General features: G+C 62.9%; 21 protein-coding genes and 4 tRNA genes. 4 read left to right on the top strand and 21 right to left on the bottom strand.

Going from position 1 to position 26,362, the window contains the following annotated elements:
• The first annotated feature begins 85 nt into the window (after nt 1-85).
• The gene (locus ABVN19_RS04095; RefSeq protein WP_105642326.1) at nt 86-1,030 is read left to right on the top strand and encodes a DUF1853 family protein; all 945 of its coding nucleotides are present in this window, start codon (nt 86-88) and stop codon (nt 1,028-1,030) included.
• Nucleotides 1,031-1,201: 171 nt separating this feature from the next.
• Here the strand turns inward: ABVN19_RS04095 and ABVN19_RS04090 are convergent, their stop codons facing one another.
• Nucleotides 1,202-2,482 carry an arsenic transporter gene (locus tag ABVN19_RS04090; protein ID WP_028945840.1) on the bottom strand — a complete coding sequence of 427 codons (1,281 nt, stop codon included), beginning with the start codon at nt 2,480-2,482 and terminating at the stop codon, nt 1,202-1,204.
• Between the two features lie 168 nt (nt 2,483-2,650).
• Between ABVN19_RS04090 and ABVN19_RS04085 the strand changes: the two genes are divergently transcribed.
• The gene (locus ABVN19_RS04085; protein WP_028945839.1) at nt 2,651-3,199 is read left to right on the top strand and encodes a cytochrome b; all 549 of its coding nucleotides are present in this window, start codon (nt 2,651-2,653) and stop codon (nt 3,197-3,199) included.
• Here ABVN19_RS04085 and ABVN19_RS04080 read toward each other — a convergent pair.
• The 5 genes from ABVN19_RS04080 to ABVN19_RS04060 all read right to left on the bottom strand — a co-directional run bounded on the left by ABVN19_RS04080 (nt 3,196) and on the right by ABVN19_RS04060 (nt 10,293).
• Nucleotides 3,196-4,092, bottom strand: coding sequence for a pyridoxal-phosphate dependent enzyme (locus tag ABVN19_RS04080; protein WP_028945838.1), 897 nt, complete (start codon nt 4,090-4,092; stop codon nt 3,196-3,198). The genes ABVN19_RS04085 and ABVN19_RS04080 overlap by 4 nt on opposite strands.
• A gap of 72 nt (nt 4,093-4,164) precedes the next feature.
• Complete coding sequence (locus tag ABVN19_RS04075) at nt 4,165-6,201, bottom strand: NADPH-dependent 2,4-dienoyl-CoA reductase (RefSeq protein WP_105642327.1); 2,037 nt, start codon at nt 6,199-6,201, stop codon at nt 4,165-4,167.
• Nucleotides 6,202-6,408: 207 nt separating this feature from the next.
• Nucleotides 6,409-8,856 (bottom strand): TonB-dependent receptor, encoded by a 2,448-nt coding sequence (locus ABVN19_RS04070; RefSeq protein WP_105642328.1) that lies wholly within the window; start codon nt 8,854-8,856, stop codon nt 6,409-6,411.
• A 76-nt stretch (nt 8,857-8,932) separates the two neighbouring features.
• Nucleotides 8,933-9,775 (bottom strand): FecR domain-containing protein, encoded by an 843-nt coding sequence (locus ABVN19_RS04065; RefSeq protein ID WP_105642329.1) that lies wholly within the window; start codon nt 9,773-9,775, stop codon nt 8,933-8,935.
• Nucleotides 9,772-10,293 carry an RNA polymerase sigma factor gene (locus ABVN19_RS04060; RefSeq protein WP_028945834.1) on the bottom strand — a complete coding sequence of 174 codons (522 nt, stop codon included), beginning with the start codon at nt 10,291-10,293 and terminating at the stop codon, nt 9,772-9,774. Before ABVN19_RS04060 ends, ABVN19_RS04065 begins: the two co-directional genes overlap by 4 nt.
• Before the next feature lie 196 nt (nt 10,294-10,489).
• Between ABVN19_RS04060 and ABVN19_RS04055 the strand changes: the two genes are divergently transcribed.
• Together ABVN19_RS04055 and ABVN19_RS04050 are read left to right on the top strand one after the other, a co-directional pair.
• Nucleotides 10,490-11,611 carry a nitrilase-related carbon-nitrogen hydrolase gene (locus ABVN19_RS04055; RefSeq protein WP_028945833.1) on the top strand — a complete coding sequence of 374 codons (1,122 nt, stop codon included), beginning with the start codon at nt 10,490-10,492 and terminating at the stop codon, nt 11,609-11,611.
• A gap of 7 nt (nt 11,612-11,618) precedes the next feature.
• Complete coding sequence (locus ABVN19_RS04050; RefSeq protein ID WP_028945832.1) at nt 11,619-12,659, top strand: AraC family transcriptional regulator; 1,041 nt, start codon at nt 11,619-11,621, stop codon at nt 12,657-12,659.
• Nucleotides 12,660-12,874: 215 nt separating this feature from the next.
• Here the strand turns inward: ABVN19_RS04050 and ABVN19_RS04045 are convergent, their stop codons facing one another.
• From ABVN19_RS04045 to ABVN19_RS03975, 15 genes are all read right to left on the bottom strand, one after another.
• Nucleotides 12,875-13,759, bottom strand: a complete 885-nt coding sequence (locus ABVN19_RS04045) for a DUF2242 domain-containing protein (RefSeq protein ID WP_105642330.1) — start codon at nt 13,757-13,759, stop codon at nt 12,875-12,877.
• A 231-nt stretch (nt 13,760-13,990) separates the two neighbouring features.
• Nucleotides 13,991-14,067: transfer RNA gene (locus ABVN19_RS04040), tRNA-Asp, on the bottom strand.
• 112 nt (nt 14,068-14,179) lie between these two features.
• Nucleotides 14,180-14,256 (bottom strand) — tRNA-Asp (locus tag ABVN19_RS04035).
• A gap of 99 nt (nt 14,257-14,355) precedes the next feature.
• Nucleotides 14,356-14,432: transfer RNA gene (locus tag ABVN19_RS04030), tRNA-Asp, on the bottom strand.
• Between the two features lie 76 nt (nt 14,433-14,508).
• Nucleotides 14,509-14,584, bottom strand: a tRNA-Val gene (locus ABVN19_RS04025).
• 94 nt (nt 14,585-14,678) lie between these two features.
• The gene (locus tag ABVN19_RS04020; RefSeq protein ID WP_028945830.1) at nt 14,679-15,452 is read right to left on the bottom strand and encodes an SDR family oxidoreductase; all 774 of its coding nucleotides are present in this window, start codon (nt 15,450-15,452) and stop codon (nt 14,679-14,681) included.
• Nucleotides 15,449-16,660, bottom strand: a complete 1,212-nt coding sequence (locus ABVN19_RS04015; RefSeq protein WP_028945829.1) for an O-succinylhomoserine sulfhydrylase — start codon at nt 16,658-16,660, stop codon at nt 15,449-15,451. The genes ABVN19_RS04020 and ABVN19_RS04015 overlap by 4 nt, the downstream gene beginning before the upstream one ends.
• 15 nt (nt 16,661-16,675) lie before the next feature.
• Nucleotides 16,676-18,181 (bottom strand): amidophosphoribosyltransferase, encoded by a 1,506-nt coding sequence (gene purF, locus ABVN19_RS04010; protein WP_028945828.1) that lies wholly within the window; start codon nt 18,179-18,181, stop codon nt 16,676-16,678.
• A gap of 41 nt (nt 18,182-18,222) precedes the next feature.
• Complete coding sequence (locus ABVN19_RS04005) at nt 18,223-18,777, bottom strand: CvpA family protein (RefSeq protein WP_028945827.1); 555 nt, start codon at nt 18,775-18,777, stop codon at nt 18,223-18,225.
• A 99-nt stretch (nt 18,778-18,876) separates the two neighbouring features.
• Complete coding sequence (locus ABVN19_RS04000) at nt 18,877-19,542, bottom strand: SPOR domain-containing protein (RefSeq protein WP_028945826.1); 666 nt, start codon at nt 19,540-19,542, stop codon at nt 18,877-18,879.
• Nucleotides 19,526-20,833, bottom strand: coding sequence for a bifunctional tetrahydrofolate synthase/dihydrofolate synthase (folC, locus tag ABVN19_RS03995; RefSeq protein ID WP_028945825.1), 1,308 nt, complete (start codon nt 20,831-20,833; stop codon nt 19,526-19,528). The genes ABVN19_RS04000 and folC overlap by 17 nt, the downstream gene beginning before the upstream one ends.
• On the bottom strand, nt 20,830-21,750 hold the full coding sequence (accD, locus tag ABVN19_RS03990) for an acetyl-CoA carboxylase, carboxyltransferase subunit beta (RefSeq protein WP_028945824.1): 921 nt from the start codon (nt 21,748-21,750) through the stop codon (nt 20,830-20,832). The genes folC and accD overlap by 4 nt, the downstream gene beginning before the upstream one ends.
• Before the next feature lie 280 nt (nt 21,751-22,030).
• Nucleotides 22,031-22,651: a phosphoribosylanthranilate isomerase gene (locus ABVN19_RS03985; RefSeq protein ID WP_028945823.1), complete on the bottom strand. Its 621-nt coding sequence runs from the start codon at nt 22,649-22,651 to the stop codon at nt 22,031-22,033.
• A gap of 38 nt (nt 22,652-22,689) precedes the next feature.
• On the bottom strand, nt 22,690-23,565 hold the full coding sequence (gene truA, locus ABVN19_RS03980) for a tRNA pseudouridine(38-40) synthase TruA (RefSeq protein ID WP_028945822.1): 876 nt from the start codon (nt 23,563-23,565) through the stop codon (nt 22,690-22,692).
• A gap of 90 nt (nt 23,566-23,655) precedes the next feature.
• The gene (locus ABVN19_RS03975) at nt 23,656-26,361 is read right to left on the bottom strand and encodes a FimV/HubP family polar landmark protein (RefSeq protein ID WP_105642819.1); all 2,706 of its coding nucleotides are present in this window, start codon (nt 26,359-26,361) and stop codon (nt 23,656-23,658) included.
• Nucleotide 26,362 lies beyond the last annotated feature (1 nt).

Raw genomic sequence — 26,362 nt, 5'->3', positions numbered from 1 at the left:
GTTCGATTATGGGCGAAAGCCCCGGGCAGCGGCAAACGCAGGAGAAAATCGTCAAGGTGCGCGGCTGAAGGACTATGCTCGCTGGATGAACCCTTTTCCCGGCCTGATCGACCTGCCCCGCCAGTTGCGCCACCCTCAGGTGCGCGACCTGGCCTGGGTCATCCTTGCCCCGCCAATGCTGCACGAGACGCCCTGGCCCCAGCGTCATCCACTGGCGGCCAGCGATTGGGTCGCCGATCCTGAACAACTGCGGCAATGGCTCCTGGATCTGGATCACGACAGCAATGCCCTGCAGCACTGGTTGGCCCAGGCCGCCACACGGCGCCTGGGGCTGTACTACGAGCGTCTATGGCAGTTTGCCCTGCAACACGCGCCGGGGGTGACGCTGCTGGCGGCCAACCTGCCGATCCGCACTGGCGGGCACACGCTGGGCGAACTGGACATCCTCCTGCACGACAGCGAAGGGGTTCACCACTTGGAGCTGGCCATCAAACTGTACCTGGGGCCGCCGGGGGGCGATGGCAAGGATCCTGCGCACTGGTTGGGGCCGGGCTGTCATGACCGTCTGGACCGAAAACTGGCGCACCTGGCTGAACATCAACTGCCGATCTCGGCGCGGGAAGAAAGTCGAGAAGTGCTGGCGGCGCTGGATATCACCCAGCTCAGCGCCCAGCTCTGGCTGGCGGGCTACCTGTTCTACCCCTGGCCCGGGCATGCCGATGCTCCCGAAGGCGCCCATCCGCAGCATTTGCATGGAAGGTGGTTGCATCGACGAGATTGGCCGGCATTCATCGCCCAGGACCCACAGGCCTTTTGGCAGCCCATCCCGCGCCATGCCTGGCTGGCATCGGCCCGCTGCAGCGAGCAGGAACGCTGGTCGCGGGAACGGTTTGAAGCGTGGCTGCAGCTACTGGATCCGTTGGCGCCTGCGCAACTGCTGGTGCGCTGGGTAGCGGGCGAAGATGGCGATTGGGAAGAGGCGGAGCGACTGTTCCTGGTAGCCGATGCGTGGCCGGACTTCCCGGCGTGATCGCACCTGCAGATTGCTGCGCAAGACAGTTACGTCTATCGGGCGACTGCTGCGCAATCGATCGCAGCCTCGTTCCTCGGCAGCGGCTACGGATAGCAAGCCGAACCGGGGTAGCCGCTGGCGATAGCCTGCGATCGACCGCATAGCGGCCGTGGTGCAAGGCCGTTGCCCCTACCCCAACCGCAGCGCCAACGCTGCCAGGGTCACCAGCAGCACCGGCACCGTCAGCACAATCCCCACCTTGAAGTAATACCCCCAGCCGATCTTCACCCCCTTGCGCTCCAGTACATGCAGCCACAGCAAGGTTGCCAGGCTACCGATGGGGGTGATCTTCGGCCCCAGGTCGCTACCGATCACATTGGCATAGATCATCGCCTCCTTGACCACCCCACTGGCCGAACTCGCATCAATCGACAACGCACCGATCAACACGGTCGGCAAGTTGTTCATCACCGACGACAACAGTGCCGCCAACAGCCCCGTGCCCATGGCCGCGCCCCACACCCCGCCGGTGGCGAAGCTGTCGAGCCACCCCGCCAGGTTGTCGGTCAGCCCGGCATTGCGCAGACCATAAACCACCAGGTACATCCCCAGGGAGAACACCACGATGTGCCAAGGCGCCTCCTTGAGCACTTTACGTGTGGAGATTTTGTGACCGCGCGCCGCCACCAACAGCAACACCAGCGCACACAGCCCCGCGATCGCGCTGATGGGAATCCCCAGCGGCTCCAGGGCAAAGCAGCCGACCAACAGGATCGCCAGCACCAGCCAGCCGGCCACAAAGGTCGCCGGGTCGTGTACCACACTGCGCGGCCGGTCCAGTTGCAAGGGGTCGTAGTCAGCCGGGATGTCGCGGCGGAAGTACCACAGCAGCACTGCCAGGGTGGCCGCCACACTGACCAGGTTCACCGGCAGCATCACGGCGGCATAGCGGTTGAAACCGATACCAAAGTAGTCGGCCGAGACGATATTGACCAGGTTCGACACCACCAGCGGCAGGCTCGCCGTATCGGCGATAAAACCTGCCGCCATGACGAACGCCAGGGTTGCCGCCGGGCTGAAGCGCAGGGCCAGCAGCATCGCCACCACAATGGGCGTGAGGATCAGCGCCGCACCGTCATTGGCGAACAGCGCCGATACCACCGCCCCCAGCAGGACGATATAGCAGAACAGGCGCCGCCCGCTGCCCCGGCCCCAACGCGCCACATGCAGCGCGGCCCAGGCGAAGAAGCCTGCAGCATCGAGCAACAGGCTGATGATGATCAGGGCGATGAAGGTGCCGGTCGCATTCCAGATGATCTGCCACACCACCGGGATGTCGCTCCACTGCACCACCCCACACAGCAGTGCCAGCAGCGCACCGCCGGTGGCACTCCAGCCTACGCCCAGCCCTTTGGGTTGCCAGATCACCAGGGTAATGGTCAGAAGGAAGATCAACGACGCCATCAACATGAACACAGCCTTGCTTTCGAGGAAAAGACGCGGCGAATTCTAGCGACAGATCAATACCGAAGTGGCCATATTTTGTTGCAATAGCCCGGTAAACGGCACGCAAGCGTTTACAGTTATGTCCATGCGCCACCAAGAGCGCGAGCCCAGACCTGAGAATGAGGAATGACCATGACCCTGAATCCCCCCCAGGCTCGCTACGGCAGCCTGTCAATTGCCTTGCACTGGCTGATGCTGGTGCTGCTGGTGGCGGTCTACGCCCTGATCGAGTTGCGCGGCCTGTTTCCCAAGGACAGTGCCGGGCGCAACCTGATGAAGGAGCTGCACTTCATGCTGGGGCTGACCGTATTCGTGTTGGTCTGGCTACGCCTGGCCCTGCGCTTGAGCCGCCCTACTCCACCCATCGTTCCCGCTCCACCCGCCTGGCAGACCGGCCTGGCCCACCTGATGCACCTGGCCCTGTACCTGATGATGATCGGCCTGCCGATTGCCGGCTGGTTGATTCTCAGTGCGGCGGACAAGCCGATTCCGTTCTACGGCCTGGAGCTTCCCGCCTTGATCACACCGGACCCGGACCTTGCCAAGTTCATCAAGGGCTGGCACGAGCGCATCGGCACCTGGGGCTATTGGCTGATCGGCCTGCACGCCGTGGCCGGGCTCTTCCATCACTATGTGCAACGTGACAACACCCTGGTGCGCATGCTTCCGGGCCACCACTAGGCAAAGCCGCGGCGGCCCTGCAGGCCGCCGCTGTGCAGGAAGATCAGGCGAGTACCCGGGGCAAAGACGCCCGCCTCGACCTGCTCGCACAACGCCAGCAATGCCTTGCCGGTGTACAGCGGCTCCAGCGGCAGGCCAGCTTCGGCCTCGCAGGCTTCGATAAACGCCTGCAACTGCGCATCGACCTTGGCAAAACCACCGCGACTGGCATCGTGCAACACATATCCCTGCCGCCCTGACAGCGCCTCGACCGCCACCTTCACACCATGATCCTTCGGCACCGCCAGCGCGCCGAACACCGGGTGTACGCCGGCTTCAGCCTGCACCAGCCCCGCCAAGGTAGTACCCGTACCCGCTGCCAGCCACCAGCCGTCGTAGTCGGCCCAGCCCAAGGCTGGCAACTGTGCCCGGGCCTGTTTGACGATCAAGGCGCAGCCCTTGGCGCCCAACGGGCCTCCACCGCCTTCAGGTACACAGTGCCAACTCGGATACAGAGCCTGCCAGGGATGCCAGAAATCCGCTTGATGCCGAGCCCGGTAGCCGGCGTAGCCCAGCCAGTGCAACTGCATGCCGAACGCCTGCAAGTCGCGCACCGTGGGCGTGTCCTGGGCATGCCCGCGCAGCAGTCCTGCCGTGGCAAAGCCGAAGCGTTTGCCGGCAGCAGCCAGGGCATGCAGGTGATTGGAATAGGCGCCGCCCAAGCTGATGACGCCCGGCGAGCCTGCGGCCTGGGCCAGGCGCAGGTGTTCAAGCAGCTTGAACCATTTGTTGCCACTGATCAGCGGGTCGATCAAGTCCAGGCGCAGCACCGCCAGCTCGATGCCGAACGGCCGCAACCAGCTGAGTTCGAGGCGTTGCAAGGGGGCTTGGGGGAGGGAATCAAAACCGGTCATGAACAGTTCACTGGCGCAGGGACGCGCCAGTTTACCAGTGCGGCGGGGTGGGCTCCCCGCCGCACGCAACGCTTAGAGCTCTGCCGCCAGGCGCGAGCCCTGGTTGATCGCCCGCTTGGCATCCAGCTCGGCTGCCACATCGGCGCCACCGATCAGGTGAACCGACTGCCCGGCCGCCTGCAGCCCCTCGTGCAGTTCGCGCAGCGGATCCTGCCCTGCACAGATCACGATGTTATCCACAGGCAGCACCTGCGGCTCGCCCTCGCCGATGCGGATGTGCAGGCCGGCGTCGTCAATGCTCAGGTACTCGACGCTGTTGAGCATCTGCACCTGCTTGTTCTTCAGCCCCGTGCGGTGAATCCAGCCGGTGGTCTTGCCCAGCCCGTCGCCGACCTTGGATTTCTTGCGCTGCAGCAGGAACACCTGGCGCGCCGGGGCATGGGGCTCGGCCTTGATCCCGGCAACCCCGCCACGGGCCTCGAGTGCCGTGTCGATACCCCACTCCTTCCAGAACGCCTCACGGTCCTGGCTGGTGGCCACGCCCTGATGCACCAGGTACTCGGAGACGTCAAAACCGATACCGCCTGCACCGATCACCGCCACCTTCTGCCCCACCGGCTTGCGCTCGAGCAGCACGTCCAGGTAGCTCAGTACCTTGCTGTGCTCAATGCCAGGAATCGCGGGCAGGCGCGGTGCGATACCGGTAGCCAGGATGATCTCGTCGTAACCCCCAGCTGCCAATTGCTCGACATCGACACGGGTGTTGAGGCACAGCTCGACCCCGGTGGTCTGCAGCTTGCGTTTGAAGTAGCGCAGGGTCTCAAAGAACTCTTCCTTGCCCGGCACGCGCTTGGCCACGTTGAACTGGCCACCGATTTCGCTGGCCGAGTCGAACAGCGTCACCTGGTGACCGCGCTCTGCCGCCACCGTGGCAGCCGACAGCCCCGCCGGGCCGGCACCGACCACGGCAATGCGCTTGAGCTGAGTGACTGGCAGGTAGTTGAGCTCGGTTTCGTGGCAGGCACGCGGGTTGACCAGGCAACTGGTCAACTTGCCGCCAAAGGTGTGGTCCAGGCAGGCCTGGTTGCAGCCGATACAGGTGTTGATCTCATCGCCCCGGTCGGCGGCGGCCTTGTTGACGAACTCGGGATCGGCGAGGAACGGGCGAGCCATCGACACCATGTCGGCATCGCCCTCGGCCAGGATCTGCTCGGCCACTTCCGGGGTGTTGATCCGGTTGGTGGTGATCAGCGGGATCTGCACCGCGCCACGCAGCTTGGCCGTGACCTTGCTGAATGCCGCGCGTGGCACTTTGGTGGCGATGGTTGGAATTCGCGCTTCGTGCCAGCCAATACCGGTATTGATCAGGGTTGCACCGGCCTTTTCAATGGCCTGGGCCAGTTGCACGACTTCTTCCCAGTTACTGCCACCTTCGATCAGGTCCAGCATCGACAAGCGGAAGATGATGATGAAGTTCGGGCCAACCGCCTCACGCACACGGCTGACGATTTCCACCGCCAGGCGCATGCGATTCTCGTAGCTGCCGCCCCAACGGTCGGTACGGTGGTTGGTGTGGGCAGCGAGGAACTGGTTGATGAAGTAGCCTTCCGACCCCATGATCTCGACGCCGTCGTACTCGGCGCTTTGCGCCAGCAGCGAGCAGGTGACGAAATCCTGGATCTGCTTCTCGATGCCCTCTTCGTCCAGCTCGCGCGGCTTGAATGGGTTGATCGGTGCCTGGATGGCACTCGGCGCCACCGATTTGGGGCTGTAGGCATAGCGGCCAGCGTGAAGGATTTGCATGCAGATCTTGCCACCGGCCTCGTGCACGGCCTTGGTGACGATGCGGTGTTTGTCGGCTTCTTCCGGGGTACTGAGCTTGGCGGCACCGGAATACACCCCACCCTCCACGTTCGGCCCGATGCCGCCAGTAACCATCAGACCGACGCCGCCACGGGCACGCTCGGCAAAATACGCGGCCATACGCTCGAAACCGCCCGGCTTCTCTTCAAGACCGGTGTGCATCGAGCCCATCAGGCTGCGGTTGCGCAAAGTGGTAAAGCCCAGGTCCAGCGGGGCAAGCAGGTGCGGGTAACGAGCGGCGGCCATAGTGAACTCCACAACAGGCGTAATCACGGAATGCGGGCGCCTCACCGGTGTGGCGGGGCCCGTCAGTTATCTGTGACCGACATTAAAGAGCCTGCGTGCGGGGTTCAATGATCGAAAGTGACAGGTTAATGACCCTGTAGTACAAGAAGCCTGCCCTCCTGCCTGAATGACAGGAGGACGCGCTGCCCCTCAGTCAAGCGTCGGCGCTTACCATTGGTGGGTGTAGCTGGCCGTCAGGACGGTGCCGGGTGCCGGCAGGTGGCTGGTGTTGTTGCTGCTGCGCATCAGCTGGCTGTACAGCGGGTAGTAGTCGCGATTGAACAGGTTCTGCAGGCCTACGCTGACCTGGTCGTCCTTGCTCAACTGGTACTGGCTGATCAGGTCCACGGTGGTATAGCCATCGACCTTGCGCCGGCCGAAACTGGCAACGCCATCCAGGCGGTAGTCATCACCGTCAAAGTAGGTGGCCTGCAGGCGGTTGCTCCAGACGTCGCTCGGTTTGAACTGTACGTAGGCGGTCAGCTTGAGTGGCGGGATGCGATACCCGGTCATGTCTTGCCAGTCTCCCCCATCCGGCTGCTCACGGCCCTTCATCCAGGTGAAGGTACCACCGGCTCCCCAACGCTCGTCGCTGTTCAGCCAGTCGGCGCTGCCTTCCACACCGTAGATCCGCTCCTTGGTGCGCGTCAGGATCAGGCCGTTGTTGAAGCTCTGCACATCGCCAAGCTTGGAGGTGGTGTAGAACACTGCCAGCGTCGCCAGGGTCTGCTCACCCAGGGCGCCCCGCCAGCCCAACTCGTAGTTGTTGGTCTTCACTGGCTCCAGGTTCGATGAGTCGATATCAAAGCCGCGACGGGCATTACGCAGTTGCACGCCAATGTCGGGTAACTGGAAACCCTGGCTGAACGCCGCATAGACTTCCTGGCCCGCCACCGGGGAGTAAGTCACGCTGAGGTTGGACAGTACGGAATCGTACTGGACGTCACCGCCCTGGACCGTAGCCGGCTGGACAGCGGTGGATTCCGATAGCGGGATGAAGTCGTCGTATTCGGCGGTGGCGTACTCATAACGAACACCGCCCTCCATCGACCATTGATCGTTGAACTTGTGCTGCAGTTGCGCAAAACCGCCGACACTGCGTGTGGTCAGGTCGGGCATGTACGTCAGCTTGCCGATCTTGTCGAACACCCTGCCGCCGCTGGCGTCATATGCCTGCGGGTCGAAGATGTCGATGGGCATGTCGCTGCGCTCCTGGTTGAAGTCAGCGCCCCACAACAGTTCTGTATTGCCCTGGTTGCCGAGCGGGGTGCGCAGGGTTACACGACTGCCGAACACTTCGCTGTTCTGCATCACCTGATCGACATTGCGTCCACGCGTGGCCACCGCCCGTGCATCGAAGGGTGTAAAGCGGGTGAAGTAGTCGCGGTAGTAGAGCTGCGCATTGAGCGAGCCGCCGAGGATATCGGTGTGTGCGTACTCAAGATTCAGCAGGGTGTTCTTGATCTGGTTCTGCTCATCCAGCGACAAGCCGGACAGCGGCCGCGCCGGGACCGAACCCGGCGGCAGGCTGGCCACGGACGGATCGGAGGTGTAGTCGGTGTCTTGCTCGGCGTTGTAATGGCTGGCCGACAGCTGGATGCGCTGGACCTCATCGATGCGCAAACCCAGTTTGCCGCCGATGTTGTAGGTGTTCGAATCAAACAGATCACCCTGGCTGGGCTCCGGCGCGATGCGGTGCCCGTTGGCATCATAGGAAGCGCCAATGTGTCGGGCGCCGAAGTCCATGGCGTAATCGACCTGGCCCTGGGAGCCGGACAGGTGATGCTGCAACTGGCCGCCAAGGCCATCGCTGTCCAGTTGGCTCAGGGGCGACACCGCGATCAGGCTGGTCTGCGCACGCGGCTCACCACCGGCCGGGCGGGTGGTGATGGAGATGATGCCACCCGTTGCACCGGCCCCATAGATAGCACTGCTGCCGCGGATCACTTCGATGCGCTCGATCAGTGCCGGGTCGATGTTCGCCAGGTTGCGTGAGGAGTCACGGTTGGTGTTGAGCGGCACCCCATCCACCAGCACCAGCATCGTACGTCCGCGCAGTGTCTGGCCGTAGTCGGTGATAGTACGGCTGGAGTCGGCCATGCCGGGAATGCTTTTGGCCAACAAGGTGGCCAGGCCATCGGAGCCTTGGCGCAGTTGCTCAATTTGCTCGCGCTCGATGACATTGACCTGCCGGGCTTGCGGCACCAGGTCGCTGTTGAGTCGTGAAGAACTGATTTCCAGGCTGGCCAGCTCTACTGCACCGGTTCCGCTGGCAGCCGCCTCGGTGACTGGCGTGGACGCGCTCGGCACCACCAGGTAGGTGTGTTCGTCTTGCTCCTGGGCCGTCAGCCCGCTCTTGCCCAGCAGCCGTTCAAGTGCTTCCTGCAAGGTATAGCGGCCGTGCAATGCCGGTGCGGTCTTGCCGGCAGTGACTTCACTGGCGAACAGGATCTGTGCCGAGGATTGGCGGGCTACGGCATTGAGGGATTTCTCCAGCGAATTGGCTGGAACATCGAAATCGACCGGTGCAGATTGCGCCAATGACCATTGGCTGAGCAACAGACTGCTAGCCAGCAAGGACAAGCGCACAGGCGCACGCAGGAAGGGCTGACTCACGTTTTTATTCTCCACGGATTAAGGTTGCATGGAGATAGCCGCCAGCAGTGCCGCGTAACCCTACCTCGGTGGACAATTATTTTTTCGGGTCGCGCGATTTGATCAGCACCGCACCATCGGCTGCGCTGGCAACACTCACCGGCAAGATGCCGGGCAACAGCGCCAGCAGACGGTCAACGTGATCGCTGTCGAACACACCGGACACCGGCAACCGGGCGAGGCTCGCGTCCATGAGCGTGATCGGCTGGCGGTGGTAGCGCTGGAGCGTGCCGATGACCTCGGCCAGCGGGGTGCTTTCAAACACCAGCCGGCTGTCTTTCCAGGCACTGACATCGTCGGCGCTGACCTGCGTCACCTGGCCTGGGACACCTTTGCGCATGCGCAATTGCTGGCCTGGCCCGAGCAGCGCAACGGCGTCGGTAGCAGCTCCCCGAACAGCCACCTTGCCTTCGGCCACGGTGACCTGCACCTCCTGTTCGAGCCGATTGACGTTGAAGTGCGTCCCCACTACACGCACTGCGGCCGACCCGGCGTCGACCAGGAACGGGCGGTACACCATCGGCGCGACGTCAAACAGCGCCTGGCCCCTTTTCAAGGTGACCTGGCGCGTGCGCAGGTGCCAACTGACCGTCATCTCACTGTCGCTGTCGAGCAGGATCGTACTGCCATCGGCCAGTTGCAGCGCCTGGCGCTGACCAACCTGGCTGGCGACATGCTGGGATTGGTAGGCGGGGTCGACCCAGGCCGCGCCGGCAGCCATCGCCAACAACAGCAAACCGAGGGTCTTTGCAGTGCTGCGCTTGTTCTTGGCCGGGGTGGGCACGGGCAGTGGAAAGCGCTGCTTGAGCGCTTCACGAAAGCGGGCGATAGCCTCGTCTTCCTGGCTGAAGTCCTTGGCATCGCCCGGCGGCCGGCTCATGACAACACCTCGGCACCCAAATACTCTCGGCAAGCGTTCATGCCCAGGCGAAGGTGCTTCTCTACAGTTTTCAGGGAAATGCCCATGCGTTCGGCAACTTCGGCCTGGGGCAACTCGTGCACCTTGTGCATGACGAATACCATCTGGCAGCGCGGCGGCAGTTTGGCAATCGCTTCAGTCAGTAGCTCCAGGGCCCTGGCCCCCTCAAGATGGCGTTGCTGGCTCGGCGCAGCGCTGGCGACCTCCGGCAATGCTGGCACCGCCACCATCCAGGTCTCGCGCCGGCGATCGCTGCGATAGCGAGTGACGGCCGTGTCGTGGGCGATTTTACGCAGCAACGCCAAAGGCGCGCGCACATCGTCCTTTTCATCCTTTTCGAGCAACTGGATACACAGGTCATGGACCACATCACGTGCGAATACCCGCTCGCCAAAACGCCGGCGAACGTGATCCACCAGTTCTTCATAATGACGAACCAGCGTAGCGAGCAGTGATGGCTTGGGAGGGTCGACCTGCACGATGACCTGCGCGAAAGAAAGGACAAGAGCCTGGCGTGGAGAAATTTGTCGGGGAGTATAAATGCGAATACATTTCATTTAAAGCATCCCTACACTCAATGGCTTGCGGGACAAACACAGGTTCCCCGGTAAAACCCGCCGTTATGCCCTTGATCTGCGGTATTGCTCTGTGGAATTTTCAGTGCAAACTATCGCCATGCGAAAAATTCTGTTGAGCGCACTGGCGCTGGTTGTCATTGCTGCGATGAGCGGCTACGGGTTCTGGACCGAGCAGCGGCCGGTGGGGCACTACTTGTCTGACCTGCGTATCGAACTGGCCCTGAGCGAAGGCACTCCCACAGGCAATGGCAACCTGCTGGGGGTCGAGCCGCAGCTTTACCCGGGTGACTACCAGAACCTGCATCGCCTGCATCGCAAGTTGGCTGCCTATCTGGAACAGGCGCGCAGCCAGGGCCTGATCAATGACCGCACTATTGTCATCCTGCCCGAACACATCGGCACGTGGCTGTGGGCAAGGGGCGAGAAGAACGAGCTTTACCAGGTGACGGAGCGACGCGAGGCCTGGCAGTGGCTGGAGCTCAGCAATCCGATCCGTTATGGCCTGGCCATGCTCGGCGCCGAAGGCGATGACTGGCGCGCCGATGCCCACTTGCGCATGAAGGCGCAACAGATGGCCAACGACTACCAGCAACTGTTCGGCGGCCTGGCCAAGGAATTTGGCGTCACACTGGTCGCAGGCTCCATCGTGCTGCCCTCCCCCTATGTGGAACGCGGCACCCTCCAGGTCGGCACCGGGGCGCTGTACAACAGCACCCTGGTGTTCGCAGGCGACGGCTCGGTACTCGGCCAGCCGCAACTTCAACAGCACCCCGACGGTGACGTACGGCGCTACATCGACAGCGGCACCGACCAGCCCCCGCAAGTACTGCAGACGCCGGCAGGTCGCCTGGGCGTGCTGATCGGCAGCGACAGCTGGTACCCGAGCAACCAGCAACAGTTGGCCAACCAGTCGGCGCAGTTCATTGCCAACCCGGCGTTCCTCGGCGGCAAGGACAGCTGGAGCGGCCCTTGGCGCGGCAACCGTCACCAGCCCCTGGCGGCCACACTGCCCTTCAAGCCGGGTGAGGTCAGCGAAGCCCGGGCCTGGCAGCAACTGACCTTGAACGCCAATCCCGGCGGCATGAGCAGCATGAGCGTGTTCCTGCGCGGACGCTTCTGGGATGTCGTCGCCGACGGCCAGGGCTTTGCCAACCGCGACGGGCTGAACCTCAACGGCAGCAGCGCCCACGGCGCCCGTCTGCTCAACCTCTGGCTGTAGCCCGGCCATGCCCCGCCCACGGATGCGCCTGGGTGACCTCTCAGTGGGTTTTGTCCAGAGCCTGGAGGATGTCCTGCAGCAACACGGCATCGAGCCCACAGCGCTTCTGAAGCGCTATGGGCTCGATACTGCGCGCCTGGCTGAAGCGGGGGCACGCTTGTCCATCCCGCGCTACATGCACTTGGGCCATGCCGCCATCGAGCTTACTGGCGACCCGGCACTGGGCTTACAGATGGGCCGCCTCAGCCGCTTGAGCCAGGCGGGCCTGGCCGGCGTCACGGCGGCCCAGGCACCCACCGTAGGGGATGCGGCGCGTACGCTGCTGCGTTTCGAACCGCTGTACGCCTCCAACTACCGTGGCCGCTCAAGCTTTCACGAAGACGGCAGCGGTGCCTGGCTGCGCTTCTACTCCATCAGCCCCTACAACGCCTATAACCGTTTTGTCGTCGATTCGCTGCTGTCTGGATGGTTGGCCCAGCTGTCGAACCTGGTCGGTACGCCCCTGCTGGCTGACCGGGTGGAAATCGAATTCGAGCCGCCCGCCTATGCATCGCACTACCAGGTGCTGTGCAGCACCCCGGTGCAATTTGGCGCCCAGACCAACCAACTGCACCTGAGTCGAACGAGCCTCGAGCTGCGCAACCCGGCCCATTGCCCCAGTACCTGGCAGCACCTGCTGAACTTGTGTGAGGCGGAGCTGGAGCAACGCACGCGGATTCGCAGCCTGGGCGAGCGCATTGCCCACCTGCTGGGGCCGCTGCTCAATGGCGGACGGGAACCGGATCTGGAAGAAGTGGCGCGTCATCTGCATTTGCCCACCTGGACGCTGCGACGCAAGCTGGCCGAGGAAGGCACGCAGTTTCGCGCCATCCTCAACGATACGAGACGCGACCTCGCCATGACCTACATCCGTGACACGGAGCTGGCCTTTGGCGAGATCGCCTATTTGCTTGGGTTTGCTTCGGCCGAAGCCTTCCAGCGCGCGTTCAAGCGCTGGAACAACATCACCCCGGGAGAGTTTCGTCGCAGCCAGCGGCGTACCGGCTGAGACTACAGCTCAGTGGCGTCTTCGGCAGGCTCGGGCGGATCAAGCTCCAGGGCGCGCAATTCGAGTAGTTCTTCCTGATAGTCGTCCATCGTTTGCTCCGTTGTTTCTCATTCAAGTCATTGATTCGTTATCGAGCCTAAAGTGCCGCGATGAAAGAAAAATGACAATGACACTCATCAAAACAACGTAGCAGCAGACGAGAAATTTATCCGCCTTTACAAGGGTGCCTGCTCAGGATTGTTGGCAGGCACAACCGGAGCAACGGTCGGTACCTGCTCAGCCGCCGCCGGGGCTGGCTGCTCGGCGCTGATCGGCGCGGCCTCTGCCGGTGGTGCAACGGGCATCGAACCCTTGCTGTCGTCGACTACAGGGGCCGGTGCAGCCTCGGCAGCTGCCGGCGGCTGGACCGGTGCCGTTTCGCCGGGCTGTGACGCGTCAGCAGCTTCCGGGGCCGGAACCGGGGCTGGCACTGCCGCATCGGACGGCGTCAAGGCAGCAGGCGCAGGCTCCGGGATTCCCAACTCAGGCGCAGGCTTTTCGACGGCCTTCTTCGGTGCCGCCTTTTTTTTCTGCTCCTTGGGCAGGAAGCTCTCGACCAGGGCGAAGTAACGCTCGTAGAACTTGGCCGAGGTCACCGTTTCGCTGGCGACCTTGACCATGGAGTCGTCGGAGGAGCCGATGGGCATCGACACCGAACCCAGCACCCCAACCCCGAGGCTGGCGGAGGTGTTGGATTTTTTCAGGGCATAACGGTCCTGCAGGGCATTGGCGAACATGGTCGAACGCTTCGCATCGCCGCTGTCAGGGGCGCAAACCACGTTGAAGCTGATCTGCAGGTGCGAATCGCCTGTCTGCTGGAAACTCTTGTTGCCATTCACCTGACCGGCACCGCTGCTGGTGATGATATAGCCCTGGCTGAGCAAGGCACGGCGGGCCGCTTCACACGAGCCCGCTTCGCTGACCGGGAAGTTGCGCGAAAAGGTACCCGAGTCGTCGAAATTCTCGTGTTCGTAGATGGCAGCTTTCTTCGAAGAACAGCCGGAAACACCCGCCAGCACCAGGGCCAGCCCGAGCGCACTGAAGACGGTTGATTTTGACATTGCAAATCCTGAGTAAAACGGTCGGCGCCTATTGTGCAACACATCGGCGGATCACTGAAACCACAGCCGGTCAATCACCGCGGAAAATTCATCGACACCTGGGCCTGGTCCCGTCGGGGGACGGGGCGAAACCGTTGGTCGGCAGCTTTGGGCTGAGCCGTTCAAGGCGTAGGAAGGTGTAGGCGCGGGCACAAAAAAAGCGACCCGAAGGTCGCTTTTTTTGTTGCTGTATGGCGCAGCGGACGGGACTCGAACCCGCGACCCCCGGCGTGACAGGCCGGTATTCTAACCGACTGAACTACCGCTGCGTGTCGTGCAAGCCTGGGCTGCGAAACCTCCGCTAGTCTCAGGCACAAAAAAAGCGAACCGTAGGTCGCTCTCTTTGCTGCTTCGAGGAGTTCAAGGGCCTCGAAGCGAATATGGCGCAGCGGACGGGACTCGAACCCGCGACCCCCGGCGTGACAGGCCGGTATTCTAACCGACTGAACTACCGCTGCGTATCATACAGACTTTCGCCTGCTTGAAACTGGGATCTGGCCTGAAGGCTTCGGTGCCTTCCGACCTCAAACCGGTCATTCAACCAATCTGGAGAAAAGTGGCGCAGCGGACGGGACTCGAACCCGCGACCCCCGGCGTGACAGGCCGGTATTCTAACCGACTGAACTACCGCTGCGCATATGGACTTGCGTCCGGTTCCTCTCTGGTAACACCTTCTTGCGAAAGTGTTGGGTCAGGAACATCTCAGGAAGTGGTGGGTGATGACGGGATCGAACCGCCGACCCTCTGCTTGTAAGGCAGATGCTCTCCCGGCTGAGCTAATCACCCGTGTGCTTCGCTGAGGTGGCGAAATTTACGCAGGTATCGATGCTAAGTCAATACCCCTGTTGAAGTTTTTTCAAAAAAGATGAAACCCGCAGTGTTACTTGTAGATCATCTTCTTGGTCATGCCGCCGTCGACCACGAACTCCTGGCCCGTGACGAAGCCGGCATTGCGTGACAACAGCCAGGCAACCATGGCTGCTACGTCTTCCACTGTCCCCACCCTGCCCGCTGGATGCTGGGCATGATCGGTTTCGGTCAATGGCTCGGCGCGGCGCTGGGACGGATCACGTGCATCGATCCAGCCAGGGCTCACAGCGTTCACGCGGATCTCCGGCCCCAGGCTCACCGCCAGGGCGTGCGTGAGGGCCAGTAGGCCGCCCTTGCTCGCCGCGTAGGCTTCTGTGTCGGGTTCGGACTGGGCCGCGCGGGTCGAGGCCAGGTTGACGATGGCCCCGCCATGGGCACGCAGATACGGCGCACAGTGCTTGGCCAGCAACATCGGCCCACCCAGGTTGACCGCCAGCACCCGGTTCCAGTGCGCAAGGCTGAGCGTCTCCAGGGTGGTGTTGTGCGGATCGGCGATGGCGGCATTGCACACCAGTGCATCGAGGCGACCGAATTGCCCAAGCACCTCGGCCACACCCGTCTTGACCTGACCTTCGTCGGCGACATCCATGCCGATGAACCAGGCGTTGTCACCGAGTACCTTGGCAGCCTTGGCACCACGCGCGCGATCAAGATCGGTGAGTACCACCTGCCACCCCTCGGCAATCAGCCAGGCAGCAATGCCCAGGCCGATGCCTCGCGCCGCACCGGTCACCAGGGCGACGCGGCCGTTATGGCTGCCGTCGCCCGTTGACCAGTCGATCACAGCGCCGCCAGACCACGGGCCAGGTCGGCCTTCAGGTCAACGACATCTTCCAGGCCCACGGCGACGCGGATCAGGCTGTCGCGAATACCGGCAGCTTCACGCTCCTGCGGCGAAAGACGACCGTGGGAGGTAGTGCCCGGGTGGGTGATGGTGGTTTTGCTGTCGCCCAGGTTGGCCGTGATCGAAATCAGCCGGGTGGCGTCGATGAAGCGCCAGGCGCCCTCTTTGCCACCCTTGACCTCGAAGCTCACCACCGCACCGAAACCGCTCATCTGGCGCTTGGCAAGGTCATGCTGCGGATGGCTTGCGAGACCGGCGTAATGAACCTTCTCGATGCCTTCCTGCTGCTCCAGCCACTCGGCCAGGGCCTGTGCGTTGGCACAGTGGGCGCGCATGCGCAGGTTCAGGGTCTCGAGACCCTTGAGAAAGATCCAGGCATTGAAGGGGCTCAGGGACGGCCCCGCAGTGCGCAGGAAGCCCACCACTTCTTTCATCTGCTCGCTGCGCCCGGCAACCACACCGCCCATGCAACGGCCCTGGCCGTCGATGAACTTGGTGGCCGAATGCACGACGATGTCGGCCCCCAGCTTCAGCGGTTGCTGCAGGGCTGGGGTGCTGAAGCAGTTGTCGACTACCAGCTGGGCGCCCTTGGCATGGGCGATTTCGGCAAGTGCCGAGATATCCACAAGCTCGGCCAGCGGGTTGGACGGCGACTCGACGAACAACAGCTTGGTGTTGGTCTTGATGGCCCGCTCCCAACCGGCGAGATCCACCAGTGGAACGTAGTCGACCTCGACACCGAAGCGCTTGAAGTACTTCTCGAACAGGCTGATGGTCGAGCCGAACACGCTCTGCGAGACCAGCACATGATCGCCAGCGCTGCACAGGGCCATTACGGTGGACAGAATCGCCGACATGCCAGTGGACGTAGCCACGGCCTGCTCGGCGCCTTCCAGGGCGGCGATGCGCTCTTCGAACGCACGTACTGTAGGGTTGGTGTAGCGTGAATAGACGTTGCCTGGAACCTCGCCGGCGAACCGTGCAGCGGCATCGGCCGCTGTACGGAACACGTAGCTGGAGGTGAAGAACAGCGGATCGCTGTGCTCGCCCTCCGGCGTGCGATGTTGGCCGGCGCGTACCGCCAGCGTGTCAAAAGCGACCCCTTCGAGGTCGCTGTCCAGGCGCCCGGCATCCCATTCCTGTGTCATGCCGCTGCTCCTAAATCAGTTGTTGTACAGGTCGATAATGGCACTGACCGCCTGGTTCTTGACCTTGGAGGCGTCGTTGCGCGCCTGTTCGATCTTGTCCAGGTAGGCCTCGTCGATGTCGCCGGTAACATACTTACCGTCGAACACGGCGCAGTCGAAATGCTCGATCTTGATCTTGCCACCGCCAACAGCCTCGATCAGGTCCGGCAGGTCCTGGTAGACCAGCCAGTCGGCGCCGATCAGTTCGGCGACATCCTCGGTGCTGCGGTTGTGGGCGATCAGTTCATGAGCGCTCGGCATGTCGATGCCGTAGACGTTGGGGTAGCGCACAGCCGGGGCTGCAGAGCAGAAGTAGACGTTCTTGGCACCCGCTTCGCGGGCCATCTGGATGATTTGCTTGCAGGTGGTGCCACGGACAATGGAGTCATCCACCAGCATCACGTTCTTGCCGCGGAATTCCAGCTCGATGGCATTGAGCTTCTGGCGGACCGACTTCTTGCGCGCCGCCTGGCCGGGCATGATGAAGGTACGGCCGATGTAGCGGTTCTTGACGAAGCCTTCGCGGAACTTGACGCCCAGGTGGTTGGCCAATTCCAGCGCAGCAGTACGGCTGGTGTCGGGAATCGGGATCACCACGTCGATGTCATGGTCCGGACGCTCGCGCTGGATTTTCTCGGCCAGCTTCTCGCCCATGCGCAGGCGCGCCTTGTACACCGAGACACCGTCGATGATCGAGTCAGGACGAGCCAGGTAGACGTGTTCGAAGATGCACGGGGCCAGTTGTGGGTTCACGGCGCACTGGCGCGTGTGCAACTTACCTTCCTCAGTGATGTACACCGCTTCGCCCGGCGCCAGGTCACGGATCAGGGTGAAGCCGAGCACGTCCAGGGAAACGCTTTCGGAAGCGATCATGTACTCCACGCCTTCGTCGGTGTGACGCTGGCCGAAGACGATCGGGCGAATGCCGTGGGGGTCGCGGAAACCGACAATGCCGTAGCCGGTGATCATCGCCACCACGGCGTAACCACCGACACAACGGTTGTGGACGTCAGTCACCGCGGCAAACACGTCTTCTTCGGTTGGCTGCAGCTTGCCACGCACCGCCAGTTCATGGGCGAAGACGTTGAGCAGGACTTCGGAGTCGGAGCTGGTGTTGACGTGGCGCAGGTCGGACTCGTAGATCTCCTTGGCCAACTGTTCGACGTTGGTCAGGTTGCCGTTGTGCGCCAGGGTGATGCCGTAGGGCGAGTTGACATAAAACGGCTGGGCCTCGGCCGAAGTCGAGCTGCCCGCTGTTGGGTAACGCACGTGGCCGATGCCCATGTGGCCCACCAGGCGCTGCATATGGCGCTGCTGGAACACATCACGGACCAGGCCATTGTCCTTGCGCAGGAATAACCGGCCATCATGGCTGGTCACAATACCGGCAGCGTCCTGGCCGCGGTGCTGGAGGACGGTTAGCGCGTCATACAGCGCCTGATTGACGTTCGACTTACCGACGATACCGACGATGCCACACATGCGACGCAACCCCTACTTAATGAAACTGGACTGAGCAGCTTTCAAGGCGTTTTGGGCCCCAGAAGCTGATCCTTGAACGGGAGATCAGCCGGTGCGCTGATCCCGCTGGCTAGCCACTGACTGGTGAACCCCAGAATGAGGTTTTTTGACCAGTCAGCCACCAATAGAAATTGTGGCACCAGGCGAGACTCCTGCCACCACTGATCCTGCTGTACCGGCCCCAGGCTCAACAGCCCGACAGCCACTACCACCAGCAAGGCCCCACGGGCGGCACCGAAGGCCATGCCCAGGAAGCGGTCGGTCCCGGAAAGCCCGGTGACGCGAATCAGCTCGCCGATCAGAAAGTTGATCATTGCCCCCACCAGCAAGGTGGCGACGAAAAGAATGGTGCATCCAGCGATGACCCGTGCCGAAGGCGTCTGGATATAGGCTTCCAGGTACTGCGACAGCGAACCACCGAACATCCAGGCAACAGCACCGGCGATGATCCAGGTAAGCAACGACAAGGCCTCTTTGACAAAGCCGCGCTTGAGACTGATCAGCGAAGAAATGGCGATGATCGCGAAAATCGCCCAGTCGACCCAGGTAAATGCCACAGTGTTGCCTGCAAACGGATAAGGCGGCGCATTTTACCAGAGCGGCGGGCTGTCGGTAAGCAGTGATTTGCCGCCCTGCGCTGGCCGGGCGACGAGCAATCAGCTGCGCTCGGGCTGGAAGCGCACCACGATACCGTTGAGCTTTTGCTGGCGGCTGATCACCTCGCGCAGGCGCTCGGCTTCGGATCGCTCGATCAACGGCCCGACATACACGCGATTCATGCCACCCGCCGAGCGGATATAGGCGTTGTAGCCCTGGCTGCGCAGAGTCGCCTGCAGCTTGTCGGCACCGGCTCGATTGGACAGGCTGGCCAGTTGCACCGACCAGCTGATCGGCAGGCCGTTGGCGTCGATCTTGCCTTGGGCAGGCTTGGCCGTACTGGCAACAGGGGCCGCCGGCTTGGCTTCTGGCTTGGCCGCAGGCGGTGGCGTAACGGGCTTGGCGGCTACCACAGGCTCTGCTGCAGGCGCCGGCACCGCCGTTGGCCCCGAGGCAATCGGTGTGCTCGGCGCCTGAGCAGGCGCGCTGGACTGCTCGACGATGACGGGTTGCTCTTCAGGCAAAACCTGAGGCTCCGGCACGGGCACCGGCTCGACCTGCACCGGCGCCATGCTCGGTGCAGCCGGCGCCTCGGGGGCCTCGACGCGCACCTGGCGCATTTCGTCTTCGCGAGTGAAAAGCATCGGCAAGAAGATCACCGCCAGTGCCACCAGCACCAGCGCACCGACCATACGTTGCTTGACCACTTTATCCAGCAATGCCATTTGCCCCATCCTCCGTGGCCTGCCCGCTCAGCCACTGCAGGGCCTCACCGACACAGAAAAACGATCCGAACAACAGGATTTCATCATCCGCCGTCGCCAGTGCGCTCTGCCCTTCCAGGGCCGCTGCCACGCTGGCGTAAGACGCAACACCAGCCCCCAGGCCAGTCAGTGCAGCTTCAAGCTCACTGGCCGGGCGACTGCGAACGGTATCCAGCGGAGCAACAGCCCACGCCTGGACTTGGCCGAGCAATGGCTGAACCACACCGGCAAGGTCCTTGTCGGCCAGCAGGCCGAACACCGCCAGGCGCTTGCCCCTCACCGGCCGTGCGGCCAGGCGCTGGGCCAGGTACTCGGCAGCATGAGGGTTGTGTCCGACATCCATGAGGATAGTCAAATCCTTGCCCTGCCAGCGAAAAGCCCGACGATCCAGGCGACCGACCATGCGCGTGGCCTGCAGCGCTGCAGCGATCTGCCCGGCATCCCACGGAAAATCCAGCAGCAAATAGGCCTGCAGCGCCAGGGCGGCATTTTCCATCGGCAGGTCGAGCAATGGCAGGTCGTGAAGCTCGACCACCTGGCCGCGGCTATCCACACCCCGCCACTGCCAGTACTGATCAGTGGTCGCCAGATCGAAATCACGGCCGCGCAGGAAGAATGGACACGCCAGCTCGCGAGCTTTATCCAGCAACGGCTGCGGCGGGTTCAAGTCACCACACAAGGCCGGTTTGCCCTGACGGAAGATCCCGGCCTTTTCAAACGCCACCAGTTCCCGGGTATCCCCCAGGTAATCGACATGATCGACGCCAATGCTGGTCACCAGCGCCACATCGGCATCGACAATATTGACGGTATCCAGGCGCCCGCCCAGACCGACTTCAAGCACCACGGCATCCAGTGCCGACTGCTTGAACAGCCATAACGCCGCCAGGGTACCGGCTTCGAAGTAGGTCAGGGAGATTTCGCCTCGGGCGGCCTCGACGGCAGCAAAGGCTTCGCACAACTGCTGGTCGGCCGCTTCCTCGCCGTCGATCTGCACCCGCTCGTTGTAGCGCAGCAGGTGCGGCGAGCTATAGACCCCGACCTTCAGCCCCTGGGCCCGCAGCAAGGCGGCCACAAAGGCGCAGGTGGAGCCCTTGCCGTTGGTACCGGTCACGGTGATGACCCGTGGCGCCGGCTTGTCCAGCCCGAGCCTGGCTGCAACCCGTTGCGAACGCGCCAGGCCCATGTCGATGGCCGAGGGGTGCAACTGCTCGAGATAGGCGAGCCAGTCGCCAAGGGTACGTTGGGTCATACGGTGGCAGGCGCCGGCGGTACGACGATCGGCTCGATGACTGGCGCGACGAACTTCGGCGTCGGCAGGCCCATCATTTGCGCCAGCAGGTTACCCAGGCGCGGGCGCAATTCTTGACGCGGGATGATCATGTCGATGGCGCCGTGCTCCAGCAGGAACTCGCTGCGCTGGAAACCTTCCGGCAGTTTTTCGCGCACGGTCTGCTCGATCACGCGCGGGCCGGCAAAACCGATCAGGGCTTTTGGCTCACCGACAATCACGTCGCCAAGCATCGCCAGACTGGCAGATACACCACCATAGACCGGATCGGTCAGCACCGAAATGAACGGGATGCCTTCTTCGCGAAGACGTGCCAGCACGGCCGAGGTCTTGGCCATCTGCATCAGCGAGATCAACGCTTCTTGCATGCGCGCACCGCCGGAGGCCGAGAAACAGACCATCGGGCAGCGGTTTTCCAGAGCGTAGTTGGCGGCGCGAACGAAGCGCTCGCCGACGATGGCACCCATCGAACCACCCATGAAGGAGAATTCGAAAGCACTCACCACCACCGGCATGCCCAGCAGCGTACCGCTCATGGAGATCAGCGCGTCTTTTTCGCCAGTCTGCTTCTGTGCAGCGGTCAGGCGATCCTTGTACTTCTTGCCGTCGCGGAACTTCAGGCGGTCGACCGGCTCGAGATCCGCTCCCAGCTCGGCACGGCCTTCGGCATCGAGGAAGATGTCGATGCGCGCGCGGGCGCCGATACGCATGTGGTGGTTGCACTTGGGGCAGACATCCAGGGTCTTTTCCAGCTCCGGACGATACAGCACGGCCTCGCAGGATGGGCACTTGTGCCACAGCCCTTCAGGCACCGAACTCTTCTTCACCTCGGAACGCATGATCGAAGGGATCAGTTTGTCTACTAACCAGTTGCTCATGCTTTCTTTCTCCAGTAGCGGCGACCGGCAGGCTTTGGCTGCCTGGTCACGCGTATGCCCTTGAGCTCAATTCGTGTATGACGCGATGATGGGCCGGCCCTGGCGCCTCGCATACAGCGAGCCGCCCCGGTACCGCTCCATCGTCAACCTGTAAGGGCAACGCCTGGGGCGTCACCCGATAATTTCGACCGGCCCTTGGGCACGATCCGGCAGCACCGGGCTGCGAAAGTTATGGACGATGGCGCGCGGCCAGCCGTCACATCCGCAGCAGCAGACGTTATCACGCCTGTTTCACCGCCTTGATGAACGCCTCGATGCGCGCTGCATCCTTGATGCCCTTGGCCTGCTCTACCCCACCACTGACGTCTACCGCATAGGGGCGAACCTGGCTGATTGCACTGGCGACGTTATCCGGCGACAGGCCACCCGCCAGGATGATCGGCTTGCTTAGCCTCTCGGGAATCAGCGACCAGTCGAACGCCTCGCCCGTACCACCCGGCACACCGGCAACATAGGTATCGAGCAGAACCCCGCTGGCGCGGCTGTACAGCTTGCAGCTGGCTTCCAGGTCATCCCCCGGGCGCACCCGCAGGGCCTTGATCCAGGGCCGGCTGTAGCCTTCGCAATCGGCAGGGGTTTCATCACCGTGGAACTGCAGCAAGTCCAGCGGTACGACCTCGAGGATTTCGTTGAGTTCGCAACGGCTGGCATTGACGAAAAGGCCCACGGTGGTCACGAACGGCGGCAAAGCGGCAATGATTGCCCGCGCCTGCTGCACATCCACCGCCCGCGGGCTCTTGGAATAGAACACCAGGCCAATGGCATCAGCGCCCGCCTCGGCTGCGGCCAGCGCATCCTCGATGCGGGTAATACCGCAGATTTTGCTGCGAACGGCGCTCATGACCTGTGAACCTCAGCTGATCCGGAAAGCCCCGGATGTTAGCAAATGGCTTGCGGGCCGTCAGCCGCCAATGCTTCGTAGCCGGTGAGGAAGTGCGGGCCGATATAACGCTCGGGCAATGCGAACTCGTCGTGGTATTCGACCTGAACCAGGTACAGGCCGAACGGATGCGCGGTAACCCCTCCGGTACGCCGCTCGCGGCTCTCCAGCACATCCCTGGCCCATTCCACCGGACGCTCGCCGGCACCGATCGTCATCAGCACGCCGGCAATGTTGCGCACCATATGGTGCAGGAAGGCACTGGCACGGATATCGAGCACGATCATTTTGCCGTGGCGAGTCACCCGCAGGTGGTGGATGTTCTTGATTGGCGACTTGGCCTGGCACTGGCCTGCACGAAAGGCACTGAAGTCGTGGGTACCGACCAGGTACTGGGCAGCCAGGGCCATGCGCTCGACATCCAGTGGCCGGTGATTCCAGGTCACTTCCTGGCCCATGTGCGCCGGACGAATCTGGTCGTTGTAGATCACATAGCGATAGCGCCGGGCGACGGCCTTGAAGCGGGCATGAAAATGCGCGGGCATCTCCTTGGCCCAGGTCACGCTGATATCGTGAGGCAGGTTGATGTTGGCGCCCATGGTCCAGGCTTTCATGCTGCGCACGGCCTGGGTGTCAAAATGCACCACCTGGCCGCAGGCGTGTACACCGGCATCGGTTCGCCCGGCACACAGCAAGGTTACCGGCGAATCGGCCACTCGGGACAACGCCTCTTCCAGTGTCTGCTGGACACTGAGCACGCCATCGGCCTGACGCTGCCAGCCACGGTAGCGTGAACCCTTGTATTCAACGCCCAGGGCGATGCGAAAGAAGCCTTCGGCCGCCGATTCGGCAACCGTGTTATCAATGATTTCCAAGAAGATACAGCCTGTCGATTTTGCAGATGGCGGGAATTATAACGACAACGGCAGCCACTCGGGCTGCCGTCGGACGTTCAGAGGCCGGACTCAGACCAGGCGCGAAAGCATCTCTTCAGCTTCCTGACGCTGGGCATCACTGCCCTCCTTGCAGACTTCGTCGAGAATGTCGCGGGCACCGTCATGGTCACCCATGTCGATATAGGCCCGGGCCAGGTCTAGCTTGGTTGCCGCCTCATCGGCGCCGCCCAGGTAGTCGAACTCCAGGTCATCGCTCAAGTCGTCGCTGACAACGGCGTCTTCGGCGGTGAAATGCGGCTCGATCGAAGGTTGCTCCAGGCTCTGGGACAGCTTGTCGAGCTCGGCGTTGACGTCATCGAGTTCCGAGGCGAAGTGCTTGGCCGCATCGGACTCATCGTCCAGTGACAACGACAGGTCGAAATCTTCCGGCAGGTCGAGCTCGCTCAGCGGATCGAACTCCGGCATCGACTCATCGAACGCGGCAAGCTCGGCGGCAATATCCACCGGCTCGCTCTCCGGCAGTACAGCCGGCTGGTCGCCAGCCACATCGAGATCGAAATCAGAGAGATCGGTCAGCTCGGGGACTTCTTCAGCCAACGGCTCGGCTGGCGCCAGATCGTCCGTCTCGACAACCGGTACCTGAAGTTCAGGCTCCGGCGCGACCTCGACGGCTTCGGCCTCTGCAACCGCCGCTTCGTCGAGCAGCGGTGGCTCTTCCAGCTCCAGGCCCTGCAGACCTTCGTCCAGACTCAGGTCGAAAGCGCTGTCCAGGCCATCCTCGACAATCAGCTCTGGTTCCGGCTGCAGCTCTGGCGCCGGTTCTGCCTCTGACTCCAGAGCGGCAACTGCTTCCGGGTCAGGTTCCAATTCCGGTTGCGACTCCGGCTGAGGCTCGTCGTCTGCCTGCGGCTCGTCGTTGAGCAGGGCCTGGACGTACTGGGCATCCAGTTCGGCAGCCAGGGCCGCGGCACCGATTCCGCCTGCGGCCGCCAGTGCCACCATGGCCGGGAACCGGCTCTTGAGGGCTTCGACATCCGCGTGATTCTGGCCGGTGGCGATCAACTGACGCTCATGCCCCACGAAGGCATCGCGATCGCCTTGACGGGCATAGACTTCCATCAGTTTCAGGCGCAGGTCACTGCGTTGCGGTTCAGCCGCAACAGCAGGCTCAAGCAGCTCGGCCGCCTGGTTGAGTCGACCCTGGGCAACGCACTGTTGCACTTCATCAAGCAGCGCGTCACCCGTAGGTGCAGGCGCAGCGTCGGCCGCCGGAGCAACCAGAGGGGCTGCCATCGGCTGCGGCTGATCGGGTTCGACCGGCTTCACTTCGCTGGCAGGTGCTTCGGCGGCAGTGGCGGCCGCAGCCGACGCGGCTACCACGGCCGGCGACAGCGTTACCTTGGGCTCTTGCGCCTCCAGGCCGTCGAAACTGTCCGGCGGCAGGTCAAGGTCCGGCCCGCGATCACCTTCTTCGGCCAGGGCGCGGGCCATGCGCAGATGCTTTTCTGCCTCCTGATCGGCCTTGCGCTTGCGTGCCAGCAGCAACAACAGCAGCAGCAGTACCAGGAAGGCGGAACCGGCGATCAACGCCAGCAGGTAGGGGTTGGCAAGCAGGTCATCGAGCATTTTGCCGGAGCTGGCCGGTGCAGGTTGTTCCGCGACCGGTGCCGGCGGCTCAAGCGGTGCTGTATCGACCGCTGCCGGTGGTGGCGTGACCACGGCGTCTTCTGGCGAAGGCTGCAAGTCGGCGGAAACGGCTGGCGGCTCACCGGAAGCACCCTGGGCTTCAAGCCTGGCCAACTGGTCATTCTTGAGGGCGATCAGGCGTTCGAGCTTGTCCAGCTGGCTCTGCAGATCTTCCATGCGATCCTTGAGCTCGGCATTGTCGCGACGCGTGGTGTCGAGAGTTTCCTGGGCCACGGCGAGTTTGTCGCTGACACCCTTGCCGTTACCGGCAGCCTTGCTGCCCGGTGCTACCAGGCGCAGGTTGTCCTGGTTGGCGATTCGCGCCGGAGCGGCCTCGGCACCAGCGCGGTGCGTGGCGTCCAACTGCCGGGCCCGCGGCCCCAGGCGCCGGCCTTCGCGCCAGGCGGAATACTGTTCGGCAACTTCAGCCACCGCTTCGGTCTGGGGAATGCTGGCGATCTGTTGTTGATCGGGCATGCGCAGGACCTGGCCGGTCTTGAGCAAGTTGATATTGCCATTGATGAAAGCATCGGGGTTCAACGCCTGGATGGCCAGCATGGTCTGCTGCACCGATCCACCCTGGCGGGCCTTGGAGGCAATTTCCCACAATGTGTCTCGACGCACCGTGGTGTAGTTGGCTGCAGCACTGGTCGCCGGCGTAATTGCCGAGTCAGGCTTGGCGCCCGGCAGCGCCGAGGCGTTGACCAGTACGCTGTAGTCCCGCAACAGGCGGCCGCTTGGCCACATCACCTGGACAATGAATTTGACCATCGGCGCCGGCAGCGGCTGGCTCGAGGTCACCCGCAACACGCTTTTGCCGTTGGGGTTGATCACCGGGGTGAAGGTCAGGTCATTGAGGTAAGCCTGACGCTCGATGCCGGCCTTGGCGAACTCTTCAGGCGGCGCCAGGCTGGGTGCCATTTCAGTTGCCGTCAGGTCGCGCACATCGAGCAATTCGATCTCGGCGTCCAGGGGCTGGTTCTGCGCCGACTTGAGCGTCAGCTCACCCAGGCCAAGGGCATGCGCCATACCGGACGACAGCGCCGACGCCGCGGCAATTGCTAAGACCAGTTTGCGAATTCGAAGCATG

This window comes from Pseudomonas vranovensis (assembly GCF_040438935.1).
Lineage (GTDB): Bacteria > Pseudomonadota > Gammaproteobacteria > Pseudomonadales > Pseudomonadaceae > Aquipseudomonas > Aquipseudomonas vranovensis.
Note: the sequence above shows the minus strand (reverse complement) of the source record. Positions and strands in the feature narration are given on the sequence as shown.